At 69.8% G+C, this 13655-nt stretch carries 13 protein-coding genes; 11 read left to right on the top strand and 2 right to left on the bottom strand.

Going from position 1 to position 13655, the window contains the following annotated elements; all coding sequences use genetic code 11:
- Window positions 1-6: 6 nt before the first annotated feature.
- Window positions 7-786 (top strand): class I SAM-dependent methyltransferase, encoded by a 780-nt coding sequence (locus ACQP2E_RS28955; RefSeq protein ID WP_433826110.1) that lies wholly within the window; start codon window positions 7-9, stop codon window positions 784-786.
- On the opposite strand, the gene ACQP2E_RS28950 is transcribed toward ACQP2E_RS28955, so the two are convergent.
- Window positions 765-1496 carry a GNAT family N-acetyltransferase gene (locus ACQP2E_RS28950; protein WP_433826109.1) on the bottom strand — a complete coding sequence of 244 codons (732 nt, stop codon included), beginning with the start codon at window positions 1494-1496 and terminating at the stop codon, window positions 765-767. The genes ACQP2E_RS28955 and ACQP2E_RS28950 overlap by 22 nt on opposite strands.
- 43 nt (window positions 1497-1539) lie before the next feature.
- Between ACQP2E_RS28950 and ACQP2E_RS28945 the strand changes: the two genes are divergently transcribed.
- From ACQP2E_RS28945 to argG, 9 genes are all read left to right on the top strand, one after another.
- Window positions 1540-2205 carry a SanA/YdcF family protein gene (locus tag ACQP2E_RS28945; RefSeq protein ID WP_433826108.1) on the top strand — a complete coding sequence of 222 codons (666 nt, stop codon included), beginning with the start codon at window positions 1540-1542 and terminating at the stop codon, window positions 2203-2205.
- A gap of 564 nt (window positions 2206-2769) precedes the next feature.
- The gene (gene argC, locus ACQP2E_RS28940) at window positions 2770-3771 is read left to right on the top strand and encodes an N-acetyl-gamma-glutamyl-phosphate reductase (RefSeq protein WP_433826107.1); all 1002 of its coding nucleotides are present in this window, start codon (window positions 2770-2772) and stop codon (window positions 3769-3771) included.
- Between the two features lie 88 nt (window positions 3772-3859).
- The gene (gene argJ / locus ACQP2E_RS28935; protein WP_433826106.1) at window positions 3860-5035 is read left to right on the top strand and encodes a bifunctional glutamate N-acetyltransferase/amino-acid acetyltransferase ArgJ; all 1176 of its coding nucleotides are present in this window, start codon (window positions 3860-3862) and stop codon (window positions 5033-5035) included.
- The gene (gene argB / locus ACQP2E_RS28930) at window positions 5032-5901 is read left to right on the top strand and encodes an acetylglutamate kinase (protein WP_433826105.1); all 870 of its coding nucleotides are present in this window, start codon (window positions 5032-5034) and stop codon (window positions 5899-5901) included. The genes argJ and argB overlap by 4 nt, the downstream gene beginning before the upstream one ends.
- Window positions 5901-7055, top strand: coding sequence for an acetylornithine transaminase (locus ACQP2E_RS28925; RefSeq protein WP_433826104.1), 1155 nt, complete (start codon window positions 5901-5903; stop codon window positions 7053-7055). Before argB ends, ACQP2E_RS28925 begins: the two co-directional genes overlap by 1 nt.
- A complete protein-coding gene (gene argF / locus ACQP2E_RS28920) occupies window positions 7052-7984 on the top strand; it encodes an ornithine carbamoyltransferase (RefSeq protein ID WP_433826103.1) in 933 nt (310 codons plus the stop codon). Before ACQP2E_RS28925 ends, argF begins: the two co-directional genes overlap by 4 nt.
- Window positions 7981-8478, top strand: coding sequence for an arginine repressor (locus tag ACQP2E_RS28915; RefSeq protein WP_433826102.1), 498 nt, complete (start codon window positions 7981-7983; stop codon window positions 8476-8478). Before argF ends, ACQP2E_RS28915 begins: the two co-directional genes overlap by 4 nt.
- Window positions 8478-9371 (top strand): hypothetical protein, encoded by an 894-nt coding sequence (locus ACQP2E_RS28910; protein ID WP_111654435.1) that lies wholly within the window; start codon window positions 8478-8480, stop codon window positions 9369-9371. The genes ACQP2E_RS28915 and ACQP2E_RS28910 overlap by 1 nt, the downstream gene beginning before the upstream one ends.
- Entirely contained in the window at window positions 9368-10606 is a 1239-nt protein-coding gene (gene argG / locus ACQP2E_RS28905) for an argininosuccinate synthase (RefSeq protein WP_433826101.1), read from the top strand. The genes ACQP2E_RS28910 and argG overlap by 4 nt, the downstream gene beginning before the upstream one ends.
- Before the next feature lie 112 nt (window positions 10607-10718).
- Here argG and dapE read toward each other — a convergent pair whose 3' ends face one another.
- On the bottom strand, window positions 10719-11783 hold the full coding sequence (gene dapE / locus ACQP2E_RS28900; RefSeq protein ID WP_433826100.1) for a succinyl-diaminopimelate desuccinylase: 1065 nt from the start codon (window positions 11781-11783) through the stop codon (window positions 10719-10721).
- Window positions 11784-11896: 113 nt separating this feature from the next.
- Between dapE and argH the strand changes: the two genes are divergently transcribed.
- Window positions 11897-13327 carry an argininosuccinate lyase gene (gene argH, locus ACQP2E_RS28895; RefSeq protein ID WP_433826099.1) on the top strand — a complete coding sequence of 477 codons (1431 nt, stop codon included), beginning with the start codon at window positions 11897-11899 and terminating at the stop codon, window positions 13325-13327.
- Window positions 13328-13655 lie beyond the last annotated feature (328 nt).

Raw genomic sequence — 13655 nt, 5'->3', positions numbered from 1 at the left:
GGTGACATGACTATCAAAGAGAAGCACCGCGCCATGTGGGCGTCGGGAGACTATCCAGCTCTGGCCGCCGACGTCGTCGCGCCGCTCGGCCCGGTCCTGGTCGAGGCGGCCGGGATCGGTCCGGGACAGACCGTCCTGGATGTCGGCGCCGGCACCGGGAACGCGGCGATCCCGGCGGCCCTGACCGGCGCGACCGTGACCGCCAGCGACCTGACCCCGGAGTTGCTCGCCGCCGGTGAGCGGATCGCCGCCGCCCAGGACGCGAAGCTGACCTGGACCGAGGCGGACGCCGAGGCGCTGCCGTTCGACACGGCCTCGTTCGACACGGTGATCTCCGCCATCGGCGTGATGTTCGCGCCGTTCCACGAGGCGGCAGCCGGTGAGCTGCTCCGGGTCTGCCGTCCGGGCGGCACGATCGCCCTGGTGAACTGGACTCCGGACGGCTTCATCGGCCAGTTGTTCGCCACGATGAAGCCGTACGCCGCCCCGCCACCGGCCGGCGCGCAGCCGCCGCCTCGCTGGGGTGACCCGGCGCACCTCGCGTCGCTGTTCGGCGACGGCGTGACGGACGTCCGGACCGAGCGCCGGGCCCTGCGGGTGGACCGCTTCGGCACCGGCGCCGAGCTGCGCGACTACTTCAAGAGCGTTTACGGCCCGACGATCGCGGTCTACCGCAACATCGCCGCGGAACCGGCCAAGGTGGCCGCCCTGGACACGGCGATCGCCGAGCTGGCCGACGGCGTGCGCGAGTGGGAATTCCTGGTCTACGTCGCCACGAGGACCTGACGGGCCGCGGCGACCGGGCGGGTCACGAAGCCCAGCTTGCGATACGTCGCGACGGCAGCCGTGTTGTCGTAGTCCGCGAGCAGCGCGACCCGATCCCGCCCGGCCAGCAGCTCGTCGGCGGCGAACGCGCAGAGTTCCGCCCCGAGCCCCCGCCCGCGTGCCTCACGGCGGGTGGCGACGCCGGCCATGAACCCGATCGCCGGCGTCGACCAGGCGTCGGCCGTGACCGCGAGCAGCCGCCCGTCCTGATCGCGGATGCCCGCCCAGCGCTCCACGCCGGAAGCGCCCGGCCACGCGTAGGAGTCCGAAAACGATTCCTTCAGCAGCTCGGTCACCTCGGGCCACTCGGCCTCGGTGAGCCAGGCCGCCCCGGCCGGCGTCGTCGAACGGGCCCGCGATGATGCTGACGTGGTCCCGCTAACGGGTGAATCCCGGTCCATCCAGGCGAACCGGGCGCTGACCTCCAGGTCCGGCATCCGGTCGGCCACCGCCGTGACCAGGTCTTCCGGTCCGAACGGCCGGAAGGACGGGCCCGTCTCAGGCACCACCTCACCGATCAGCGCGGCCAGCGCGTCCGGGTCGCCCGCTATCACAAGCCGGTCCCAGTGCGCCAGATCCGCGCAGGCCACGACGGTCGCGCCCAGTTTCCGGAACACCCGGGCGCCCGGCGCGGCCGCCGCCCAGCCGACAAACAGATCTTGTTCTCGCACGGCGGTAATGCTGCCATTGACCGGATTTGCCATCCTCGGGCGCGTGCTGAAGAACCGCTGGATCCGCCGTCTGATCATCATGGGCGCGCTCGGCGCGACCCTCGCGGTCGCCGCCACCGCGGCCTCCATCAATTGGGTACGGTCGTCGGCCGCCGGCCACATCTATGAGGTGGACTCCGTACCGGCCGCACCCGTTGCCCTGGTCCTCGGCGCGCAGGTCAACTCCGGTGGTCAGCCGTCGCCGTTCCTGCAAGCGCGGCTGGAGACCGCCCGGCAGCTCTGGGCGGCCGGCAAGGTCAAGGCGATCCTGGTCTCCGGCGACCATGCGAACTGGGACTACGACGAACCAGGCTCGATGATGGTCTGGCTGGTGGCACACGGTGTGCCCGCGTCCCGGGTGGTGCTCGACCACGCCGGCTTCGACACGTACGACTCGTGTGCCAGGGCGCGGGAGGTCTTCGGGGTGCGCCAGGCGATCGTGGTGACTCAGACCTTCCACATCGAGCGGGCGGTGGCGCTCTGCCGGACGCTGGGCATCGACTCGACCGGTGTGGGCGACGACTCGGTTCGCGCGTACCGGCAGGTCTGGTTGCGCGGCGAGATCCGCGAGGAGTTCGCCGCGGTGAAGGCAGCCGGCGACGCCCTTTCCCGCCGCGACCCGATCTTCCTGGGCAAACGCGAGACCAGCGTCGACGACGCGATCAGCTGACACCACCGGACGACCGGACGACTGGACGACCGGACGACCGGGCGACAGGTGTCCAGTGTGTCGACTTACGGCTGAGCGTGTTGATTCAGGGTGCGATTCGCACCCAATGCTCACACGCACGCCACGAAACGGCTGCCCAGTGTCGACTTCAGGTTCGAATCAAACCCGAAATCAACACGATCGCGGAACGGCCGGCCCGGGCCACTCGGCAGAAGGCTGGGCGCAGGCTCGCGGGACGCAGGCTCGCGGGGGCGCCGGTCTCGCGGGGGCGCCGGTCTCGTGGTGGCGCCGGTCTCGCGGGGCCGCCGGTCTCGCGGGGCCGCCGGTCTCGCGGGGGCGCCGGGCTCCTGGGGGCGCTGGCCTGTTCAGTCAGCTCGGTCAGCGCTCTCCCGCCGGCCGCTGCGCTTTGCGTGTTGAGTAGAGGTGCGATTCGAACCTCTACTCAACACGCGGGCCGGGGAACCGGAAGCTCAGGGTGTGACGCGGGCCGCCGACATGTGGAACGTCTTTGCTACGGCGGATGGGACTTGATACGGTTCTCTGCATAGTCATGCGGAGGTTGGTATGGGGATTCGGGTCGCGGTTGCTGGAGCAAGTGGGTACGCGGGAGGCGAGCTGCTGCGCCTGCTCGCAGGGCACCCCGAGTTCGACCTCGTCACGGCGACGGCGTTCAGTCAGGCGGGTTCGGCCGTCAGTTCCGTACACCCGCATCTCGCCGGGCTGGACCTGACGCTCGGGGCGACCGACGCGGCGACCTTGAGCGACGCTGATCTGGTCTTTCTCGCTCTGCCGCACGGGCAGTCGGCGGCCGTGGCAGCGCAGCTGCCGGCCGGGGTGAAAATCGTCGACCTCGGTGCTGATTTCCGGCTGGAGAGTGCCGAGCAGTGGACCCGGTACTACGGCGGCGGTCACGCCGGGACCTGGACCTATGGCCTGCCCGAGCTGCCCGGCGCGCGGGAGGCGATCGCGGCGTCGAACCGGGTGGCGAACACCGGCTGTTACGCCGCCACGATCACTCTGGCGCTCGCCCCGCTGATCGCTTCCGGTGTGGCCGACCCCGAGGACGTCGTGGTGGTCGCCAGCTCGGGGACGTCCGGCGCCGGCCGCAACGCCAAGGTGAACCTGCTGGGCAGCGAGGTCATGGGTGACCTGTCGCCCTACAAGGTCGGTGCGCACCAGCACGTCGCCGAGATCAAGCAGGCCACCGGCGCGGGGACGCTGTCGATGACGCCGATCCTGGCGCCGATGCCGCGCGGCATCCTCGCCACCGTGACGGCCCGTCGCCTCAACGGTGGCGACCCGCGCGAGGCGCTCCAGGCGGCGTACGCGGACGAGGCGTTCGTGCACGTGCTGGGCGAGGGTGTCTGGCCGCACACGGCTGCCACATCGGGTTCCAACTCCTGCCACCTGCAGGCCACTGTCGACATCGACTCGGGGCGCATCATCGTGGTGAGCGCGCTCGACAACCTCGGCAAGGGCGCGGCCGGCCAGGCCGTGCAGAACGCCAACATCATGTTCGGTCTGCCCGAGACCTCGGGCTTGAGCGTCTTCGGAGTAGCGCCATGACCGACTGCACCGAGTGGCAATCAGCAGAAGTCCCCGACGGCCTCGCAGACGAGGGCCAGGAGGGCATGGCAAAGGAAGGCTCAGCGCCATGACCGTCACCGCCCCCAAGGGCTTCCGTGCCTCCGGTGTCGCGGCCGGGCTCAAGACCAGCGGAAACGCTGATGTCGCCCTGGTCGTCAACGACGGGCCGGACTACACGGCGGCCGCTGTCTTCACCGGCAACCGGGTGAAGGCCGCTCCGGTTCTCTGGAGCCAGCAGGTGCTCAAGGGCGGCATCGTCCGTGCCGTGATCCTCAACTCCGGCGGCGCCAACGCGTGCACCGGCACCCAGGGTTTCCGGGACACCCACGCCACGGCCGAGCACACCGCGTCGGTGCTGCGTACCACCGGGTCGAAGCCGATGATGATCGGCGCCGGCGACGTGGCGGTCTGCTCGACCGGCCTGATCGGTGAGCTGCTGCCGATGGACAAGCTGCTGCCGGGCGTGAACGCCGCCGCGAAGGCGCTCGCCGCCGACGGCGGGCCGAAAGCGGCTGAGGCGATCATGACGACCGACACCGTCGCGAAGAACGCGGTGGCTCAGCGTCTGGGCTGGTCGGTCGGCGGGATCGCGAAAGGCGCCGGGATGCTGGCGCCGGCGCTCGCCACCATGCTCGTGGTGATCACCACGGACGCGTCGGCGGACAACGAGACCCTCGAAACGGCGCTGCGCGAGGCCACCCGGCTCACCTTCGACCGGATCGACGCGGACGGCTGCATGTCGACGAACGACACGGTGATCCTGCTGGCCAGCGGCGCCTCCAACCGGCAGCCGACCCTGGAGGAGCTGACCGCCGCGGTCACCGAGGTCTGCCACGACCTGGCCCAGCAGCTGATCGGCGACGCCGAGGGCGCCACGAAACACATCGCCATCGAGGTGGCCGGCGCGGCCAGCGAGGCCGACGCGGTGCAGGTCGGCCGGGTGGTCGCGAACAACAACCTGGTCAAGACGGCGCTGTTCGGCAACGACCCGAACTGGGGCCGGATCCTCGCGGCGGTCGGCACCACGAGCGCGGCCTTCGAGCCGGACCGCATCGACGTCGCGATCAACGGGGTCTGGGTCTGCAAGGGCGGGGCCGCCGCCGAGGACCGTTCCAAGGTCGACCTGTCCGGTCGCGACGTGCAGATCACCGTCAACCTGCGGGAGGGCGAGATGAGCGCGACGATCTGGACCACTGATCTGTCGCACGCCTATGTTCACGAGAATTCGGCGTACAGCTCATGAGCCTGTCTCCGTTGGAGAAAGCTGAAGTCCTCATCGAGGCGTTGCCCTGGCTGGAACGCTTCCGGGGCTCGACCATCGTGATCAAATACGGCGGTAACGCCATGATCGACCCGGCGCTGCAAGCCGCTTTCGCGGCCGACATCGTATTTTTGCGACATGTCGGTATCAAGCCGGTCGTGGTGCACGGCGGTGGACCGCAGATCAGCCGGATGCTCAAGCGTCTCGGCATCGAGAGCGAGTTCCGCGGCGGCCTGCGCGTCACCACCCCGGAGGCCATGGACGTGGTCCGGATGGTGCTGGTCGGCCAGGTCGGCCGGGAGCTGGTCGGCCTGATCAACCAGCACGGCCCGTACGCGGTCGGCCTCTCCGGGGAGGACGCCGGCCTGTTCACCGCGGTACGCCGGGGCGCCGTGATCGACGGCGAAGAGGTCGACCTGGGCCGGGTCGGTGACGTCGACGAGGTCAACACGTCGGCCGTCGACGACCTGATCGCGGCCGGCCGGATCCCGGTGGTCGCCACTGTCGCGCCGGATCGGGACGGTCTGCTGCACAACGTCAACGCCGACACGGCAGCCTCGGCGCTCGCTGTTGCTCTGGGCGCCCGCAAGCTGGTCGTGCTGACCGACGTGCCCGGCCTCTACACGAACTGGCCGGACACCTCGTCGCTGACCAGCGAGATCGACGCGGACACGCTGGAGAAGCTGCTGCCCTCGCTGGAGTCCGGGATGGCGCCCAAGATGGAAGCGTGCCTGCGTGCGGTCCGCGGTGGTGTGCCCGCCGCGCACGTCGTCGACGGCAGAGTCGCCCACTCGACGTTGCTCGAAGTCTTCACGGAAGAAGGATTCGGAACAATGGTGGTCCCCTGATGAGCACGCTGCCCGAACGCTGGCAGGCGTCGATGATGAACAACTACGGCGGACCGACCCTCGGTGTCGTCCGTGGCGAGGGCGCGGTTCTCACGGCCGAGGACGGCAAGCAGTACGTCGACTTCCTCGGCGGCATCGCCGTGAACGCCCTCGGCCACGCCCACCCGGCCGTGGTCGCCGCCGTCACCCAGCAGATCCAGCAACTGGGTCACGTGTCCAACCTCTATGTCGCCGAGCCGCCGCTCGCGCTCGCCGAGCTGCTGCTGGCGCTCGCCGGGCGTTCCGGCCGGGTGCTGTTCTGCAACTCCGGCGCGGAGGCCAACGAGGCCGCCTTCAAGATCTCCCGGCTGACCGGGCGGACGCACGTGGTCGCCACCGACGGCGCGTTCCACGGCCGGACCATGGGCGCGCTCGCGCTGACCGGCCAGCCGTCGAAGCAGACGCCGTTCCTGCCGCTGCCGGGCGACGTCACGCACGTGCCCTTCGGCGACGCGGAGGCGCTGAAAGCGGCCGTCACCGCCGAGACCGCGATGGTGATCCTGGAGCCGATCCAGGGTGAGAACGGCGTGATCGTGCCGCCGGCCGGGTACCTGGCCGCGGCTCGGAGGATTTGCGACGACTCCGGAGCACTGCTGGTTCTGGACGAGGTGCAGACCGGCATCGGGCGTACCGGGCACTGGTTCCACCACCAGGGCGAAGGCGTCGAGCCGGACCTGATCACCCTGGCGAAGGGCCTCGGCGGCGGACTGCCGCTCGGCGCCTGCATCGCGTTCGGCCGGGCCGCCGACCTGCTCCAGCCGGGGATGCACGGCACCACGTTCGGCGGCAACCCGGTCTCCTGCGCGGCCGGCCTCGCGGTGATCCGGACGATCGCCAGCGAGGGCCTGCTCGACCACGTGAAGCGGATCGGCGAGCAGCTGCGGCGCGGCATCGAGGGCCTGAACCACCCGCTGGTCAGCCACGTGCGCGGCGCCGGGCTGCTGCTCGGCATCGTGCTCACCCAGCCGGTCTCCAAGGAGGTCGCGGCGAAACTGCACGACGCCGGTTTCCTGGTGAACGCCCCGCAGCCGGACGTCATCCGGCTCGCCCCGCCCCTGATCATCTCCTCCGATCAGGCGGACGCCCTGATCGCTGCCCTGGACGGTATCCGGTGACCACCCGCCATTTCCTGCGTGACGACGACCTGACCCCGCAGGAGCAGAACGACGTTCTGAACCTGGCCGCCGAGATGAAGGCGAACCGGTTCGGCTACACGCCGCTGGCCGGCCCGCGTTCGGTCGCGGTCTTCTTCGACAAGGCCAGCCTGCGTACCCGGCTCTCGTTCGAGGCCGGCATCGCCGAGCTGGGCGGTCAGCCGATCATCGTGGACACCCAGAACACCCACTTCGGACGCGGTGAGACCCTCGCCGACGCCGGCAAGGTCGTCTCCCGGTACGTCGCCGCGATGGTCTTCCGTACGCACGGCGACGAGCGGCTCGCCGAGCTGGCGTCCGGTGTGAACGTGCCGGTGATCAACGCGCTCAGCGACGGTTACCACCCGTGTCAGCTCCTCGCCGACCTGCAGACCATCCGGGAGCGCTTCGGCAGCACGGCCGGCAAGACCCTGGCGTACGTGGGTGACGCCGCGAACAACATGGCGCACTCGTACTTGATCGCCGGTGCGATGGCCGGGATGAACGTGCGGGTGGCCGGCCCGTCCGGGTTCGACCCGGCGCCGGCCGTGGTCAGCCGGGCCGCCGAGATCGCGGCGTGGACCGGTGGCTCGGTCGAGATGTTGCGAGACCCGCACGAGGCCGCCGACGGCGCGCACGTGATCGCCACCGACACCTGGACCTCGATGGGTCAGGAGGCGGACGGCAAGGACCGGCTCACCCCGTTCTGGCCGTACCAGGTGAACAAGGAGCTGCTGGCCGCCGCGGACCCGGCCGCGATCGTGCTGCACTGCCTGCCGGCGCACCGGGGCGAGGAGATCACCGACGAGGTGTTCGACGGGCCGCAGAGCGTCGTCTTCGACCAGGCGGAGAACCGGCTGCACGCGCAGAAGGCGCTGCTCACCTGGCTGCTGGCGGTCAACGAGAAATGAGCAGTCCCGTCACCCGGGCCGGGCGGCATGCGCGGATCATCGAGCTGATCCGCAGCCAGACCGTGCGTTCGCAGACCGAATTGGCCGATATGCTCGCCCACGAGGGTGTGCAGGTCACCCAGGCCACGCTCTCGCGTGACCTGGAGGAGCTGAACGCGGTCAAGGTCAGCGGCGCGTACCTGATACCGGAGGACGGCAAGCGGCCGCTGCGCGAGACGCAGCAGGGCCCGGCCCGGTTGATCCGGCTGCTGCGGGAGCTGCTCACCGGTGTGGATTCGAGCGGCAACATCGCCGTTCTGCGTACCCCGCCCGGTGCCGCGCAGTTCCTGGCCAGCGCGCTGGACCGGTCCGGGCTCTCCGACGTGGTCGGGACCATCGCCGGCGACGACACCATCCTGGTCGTGGCCCGTGACGGCGGGCCCACCTCGGGCGCCGCCCTCGCCGAGAAACTCGGCAACTGGAGCAGGTCGGATTCTCCGGAAGGGAATCACTGATGACGTTCACTCCCGCCGTGGAAGCACGCTTCCCGGATTTCGCCGACCACACCGACACGCTGGTCGGGCACGGGGTGGAGTTCTTCCTCGCCTCCAACGAGACCCTGCGCCCGCAGCTCAACGAGAACCCGTACGGGCACAAGCTCAGCTTCCTGGACTTCACCGACACGGCGGAGAAGGACTGGTCGATCCGGGACTTCCTGAACTACTTCAACGTGATCAATGGGATCGCGTTCGGTGACCGGGGCATCCCGATGCCGCAGTGGGTGATGGTCGACCTGATCCTGATGCCGGCCGCCGCGCTCATCGCCGGGCTGCCGCAGGAGGAGTTCGCGGCGATGGTGGAACGCTCCACCTTCCGCTTCGACACCGACGTGAAGCAGCTGCTGCGCACGGTCCAGCAGGAGATGCGCGACAGCGGGTACCGCGGGCCGGTCCCGGTCGGCGGGTATTGTGCAGCGCCGAGCGCCGAGCACGGCCGCTGGGTCGGCTGGTCGCTGTGGTCGCTGATGCCCGCTGTCGGACTCGGTAAGGCCGCGAAGGCGCTCGCGCTCTCGGCGTACCGCGCCCAGAAACTCGACGGGGTCACCCAGTACGACAACAGCGCGCTCAAGGTGCACACCGAGTTCGGCGCGCTGAAGATCCTGGTCGCCACCGTGCCGTTCCACACCTCGCCGGGCTCGTTCGTCTACCAGAGCGACCTCACTCTCCCGCCCGGCGGACACTTGCCCGAGCCCACCTTCCTGCTCGATCCCTTCGACTACGGTCGCCAGCAGGCGATGCAGAAGCAGATCGAGGCGGGACGCTCCGAGTTCTATGTCCTGCCTCCCGGCCACGTCCGCCGGGACGGTAAGACGTATGTACCGATTCTCGAGAAGGAACTGCCCCGATGACCAAGCGCAAGATCGTTCTCGCCTTCTCCGGCGGTCTGGACACCTCGTACCTGCTCGTGGACTTCCGCGAGAAGGGCTGGGACGTGGTGACCGCGAACATCGACACCGGTGGCCTGCACAGCGGTGAGGCGGAGGTCGTCAGCGCGCGCGCCGAGGAGCTGGGCGCGGTCGAGCACCACGTCGTCGACGCCCGCGCCGAGCTCTACTCCCGCGTCGTCACCTACGCGATCAAGGCGAACTACCTGCGCAACGGCGCGTACCCGTCGTGCGTCGGCGCCGAGCGGCTGATCCAGGCGGAGAAGGTCGTCCAGGTCGCCCTGGAGGTCGGCGCGGACGCGGTGGCGCACGGCTCGACCGGCGCCGGTGCCGACCACGTCCGCTACGACGCGGTGATCCGGGCCCTGGCTCCGCACCTGGAGATCGTCACCCCGGTACGCGACGAGCGGCTGGTCCGTGAGGAAGAGGCCGAGTTCCTGCGCAGCCGCGGCTTCGCGGTCAGCGAGAAGGTCAAGCTGTACTCGATCAACGAGGGCCTGATCGGCACCTCGATCGGCGGCGAGGAGACGTACGGCTCCTGGGACTACCTGCCGGAGTCGGCCTGGACCTACACGAAGTCGATCGACGCGGCGCCGTCCGAGGGTGTCGAGTTGCTGCTCACCTTCGAGAAGGGCGAGGTCGTCGCGGCCTCGTACGCCGGCGGTGACTCGCTCGTCGACAAGGACGCCCCCAACTACGCGATCCTGTCGGCGCTCAACGTGCTCGGCGGCGAGCACGGCGTCGGCCGGGGCATCCACATGGGCTCCACCATGGTCGGCAACCTGGCCCGGGTCGGTTTCGAGGCGCCCGGCATGCTGATCCTGATCGCGGCGCACCGCGAGCTGGAGAAGCTGGTGCTGTCCAATCGCCAGCAGGCCACCAAGGCGACGCTCGGGAACACGTACGGTGACCTGCTGCACGAGGCCGTCTACTTCGACCCGATCATGGATGACTTCCGGGCGTTCCTGGACTCCAGCCAGGCCCGGGTCACCGGCCAGGTGCGGGTACTGCTGCACAAGGGCAACATCGTGCTGCTGGGCAGCAAGAGCCCGCACAGTCTGCTGGACGCGGCGACGCGCTCGGGCGTGGTCTACGGTCACGGGTCGTCGCTGTGGACGGGCGAGCAGGCGCGCGCCTTTGCTCATATGTATGCCGTGCCCGGCGCCATTGCCAGGGCGGCGGCGCTGCCCGACGCATAGGGGCAGGGCGGGCATCGGTTTCGGGATCGGGTGCGCGTAGGGCGTACAAAATCGGTCAAGGTCGCGGCAGACCGCGGCCTTGACCGATAGGCGGGGCGGGATTTCCGGGATGTCAGCGCAGCCAGGCGGTGAGGACGCGCAGGGCCGCGCGGATCTCCTCGACCGGGACGTGCTCGTTGTCGGTGTGGGCCAGCAGCGGGTCGCCGGGACCGAAATTGATCGCCGGAATGCCGAGGCTGGCGAAGCGCGAGACGTCGGTCCAGCCGAGTTTCGCCTGAGGTTCGCGGCCGACCAGATCGACGAACTCCTTCGCGGCCGGCTGGTCCAATCCCGGACGTGCGCCCGGCGCGCGGTCGGTGACCTCCAGCTCGAAGCCGGTGAAGACCTCGCGCAGATGAGCCTCGGCCGCGTCGGTGTCGCGGTCCGGTGCGAAGCGGTAGTTGACGAAGACAGTGCACAGGTCAGGGATCACATTGCCAGCGATGCCGCCCTCGATCCGCACGGCGTTGAGACCCTCACGGTATTGAAGCCCGTCGACGACCGGGCGACGTGGCTCATACGCTCGCAGCACGTCGAGAACCGCGCCGGCGCTGTGGATCGCGTTGCTGCCACGCCAGGAGCGGGCGGCGTGTGCGGCCACACCCGGCACGGTGATCTTCACGCGCATGGTGCCCTGGCAACCGCCCTCGACGGTCCCGTCGGACGGTTCGCCGAGCACAGCGAAGTCGCCGGCCAGCCACTCCGGGTGGTTGCGCACGAGACGGCCCAGGCCGTTGAGCTTGGCGGCCACCTCTTCGTGGTCGTAGAAGACGTAGGTGACGTCGTAGCGGGAATCATTTTCGGTCAACTGGGCGGCGAGCTGGAGGAAGACGGCGACGCCCGCCTTCATGTCGGTGGTGCCGCGGCCGTACAGAAGATCGCCGTTGAGGGTGGTCGGCAGATTGTTCGCGATGGGGACGGTGTCCAGGTGGCCGGCGAGGACGACCCGGGTGTCACGGCCGAAGTTCGTGCGGGCCACGACGGCGTCGGCGTCCCGGAGGACCTCGAGATGCGGGTATGCGCTCAGTGCCGTCTCGACGGCGTCGGCGAGAGTTTTCTCGTCGCCGCTGACGCTCGGAATGTCGCAGATGGTGCGGGTGAGATCGACGATGTCGCCGGTGAGATCGAGGCTGGCCATGTCGCAATATTATCATGCTGCTAGTATTTTTATGCATGACGGCCTGGCGCCTCCGGTGAGGGTCGCAGCGATAGGGTCATTCCAATGCGCAGTTCCACGATCGAGGAGTAGGTGTGCCGGAAACTGAGGAGCCGACGCGGCTGTGGGGAGCTCGCTTCGCGGGCGGCCCGGCGGAAGCGCTGGCCCGGCTGAGCGTCAGCGTGCAGTTCGACTGGCGGCTGGCGCCTTACGACTTGCTCGCTTCCCGCGCGCACGCCCGCGTCCTGGCGAACGCGGGACTGCTCGACGCGGAGGAGCTCGGCAAGATGCTTGCCGCGCTGGACGACCTCGAGTCGGCCTGCGCCGCCGGGGACTTCCGCCCCACCATCGAGGACGAGGACGTGCACACCGCCCTGGAGCGCGGTCTGCTGGAGCGCCTCGGCGCGCTCGGCGGCAAGCTGCGCGCCGGCCGGTCCCGCAACGACCAGGTCGCCACCGACCTGCGGCTCTACCTGCGTGATCACGCCCGCGGCGTGGCCGTCGCGGTGGTCGAGCTGGCCGACGCGCTCACCGAGCAGGCCGCCCGCAACATCGACACCGCGGCGCCGGGCATGACCCACGTGCAGCACGCGCAGCCGGTCAGTTTCGGCCACTGGCTGCTCGCGCACGTGCAGCCGCTGCTGCGTGACCTGGAGCGCCTGCGCGACTGGGACGTGCGGACCGCGATCAGCCCGCTCGGCAGTGGCGCGCTCGCCGGCTCGTCGCTGCCGCTCGACCCGGCCGCCGTCGCCAAGCAGCTGGGCTTCACCGCCCCCGCTGAGAACTCGATGGACGCCGTCGCCGACCGCGACTTCGTCGCCGAGTTCCTCTTCATCACCGCGCTGCTCGGCGTGCACCTCTCCCGCCTCGGCGAGGAGGTCGTGCTCTGGACCTCCACCGAGTTCGGCTGGGTCGAACTCGACGACGCGTTCGCCACCGGCTCGTCGATCATGCCGCAGAAGAAGAACGCGGACATCGCGGAGCTGGCCCGCGGCAAGAGCGGCCGGCTCGTCGGCGGCCTGGTCGCGGTGCTCACCATGCTCAAGGGCCTGCCGCTCACCTACGACCGGGACATGCAGGAGGACAAGGAGCCCGCATTCGACGCGGTGGACACTCTGGAACTTCTGCTGCCCGCTCTCGCGGGCATGATCTCCACCATGACGGTACGGGTTGACCGCCTGGCCGCCGCCGCACCGGTCGGGTTCTCCCTGGCCACCGAGGTGGCTGATTGGCTCGTGCGCAAGGGCGTGCCGTTCCGTGACGCGCACGAGATCACCGGGAAGCTGGTGGCATTGTGCTCGACGCGGGAGTGCGAGCTTGAGGACCTGACCGACGATGATCTGAAGACGGTCAGCGAGCATCTGGATCCGTCGGTGCGCTCGGTGCTGTCGGTGTCGTCGGCGCTGGCGGCGCGGACCACCCCGGGGTCCACGGGGCCGGGACCGGTGCGCGAGCAGCTGGCAACGGTGGAGCACAAGCTGGACACCTGGCGGCAGTGGGCCGTGGAGAAGGTCGTGCCGCGCTGAGTCGCTGGTTGTGAGGCTTCGGGGGCGGGGGTGGCTGCGGCCGCTCCCCGTTTCCGCCGGAGCTGGTTTCGGCCGGTCTTCGTGTGCGCTGGCCGGTCTGGCCTGTCCGGCTGGTCTGGCCTGTCCGTCTGGTCTGGCCTGTCCGGCTGGTCTGGCCTGTCCGGCTGGTCTGGCCTGTCCGGCTGGTCTGGCCTGTCCGGACGGTGCGGCTGGTTCGGACGGTGCGGCTGGTTCGGCTGGTTCGGCTTGTGCTCGAAGCTGTGGCGCTGTGGCGCTGTGGCGCTGTGGCGCTGTGTCGAGGGCAGCCCTGGGCACCAGCCGGGCCTGT

The sequence above is a fragment of the Actinoplanes sp. CA-015351 genome (genome assembly GCF_050955685.1).
In the GTDB taxonomy this organism is placed as follows: Bacteria; Actinomycetota; Actinomycetes; order Mycobacteriales; family Micromonosporaceae; genus Actinoplanes.
Note: the sequence above shows the minus strand (reverse complement) of the source record. Positions and strands in the feature narration are given on the sequence as shown.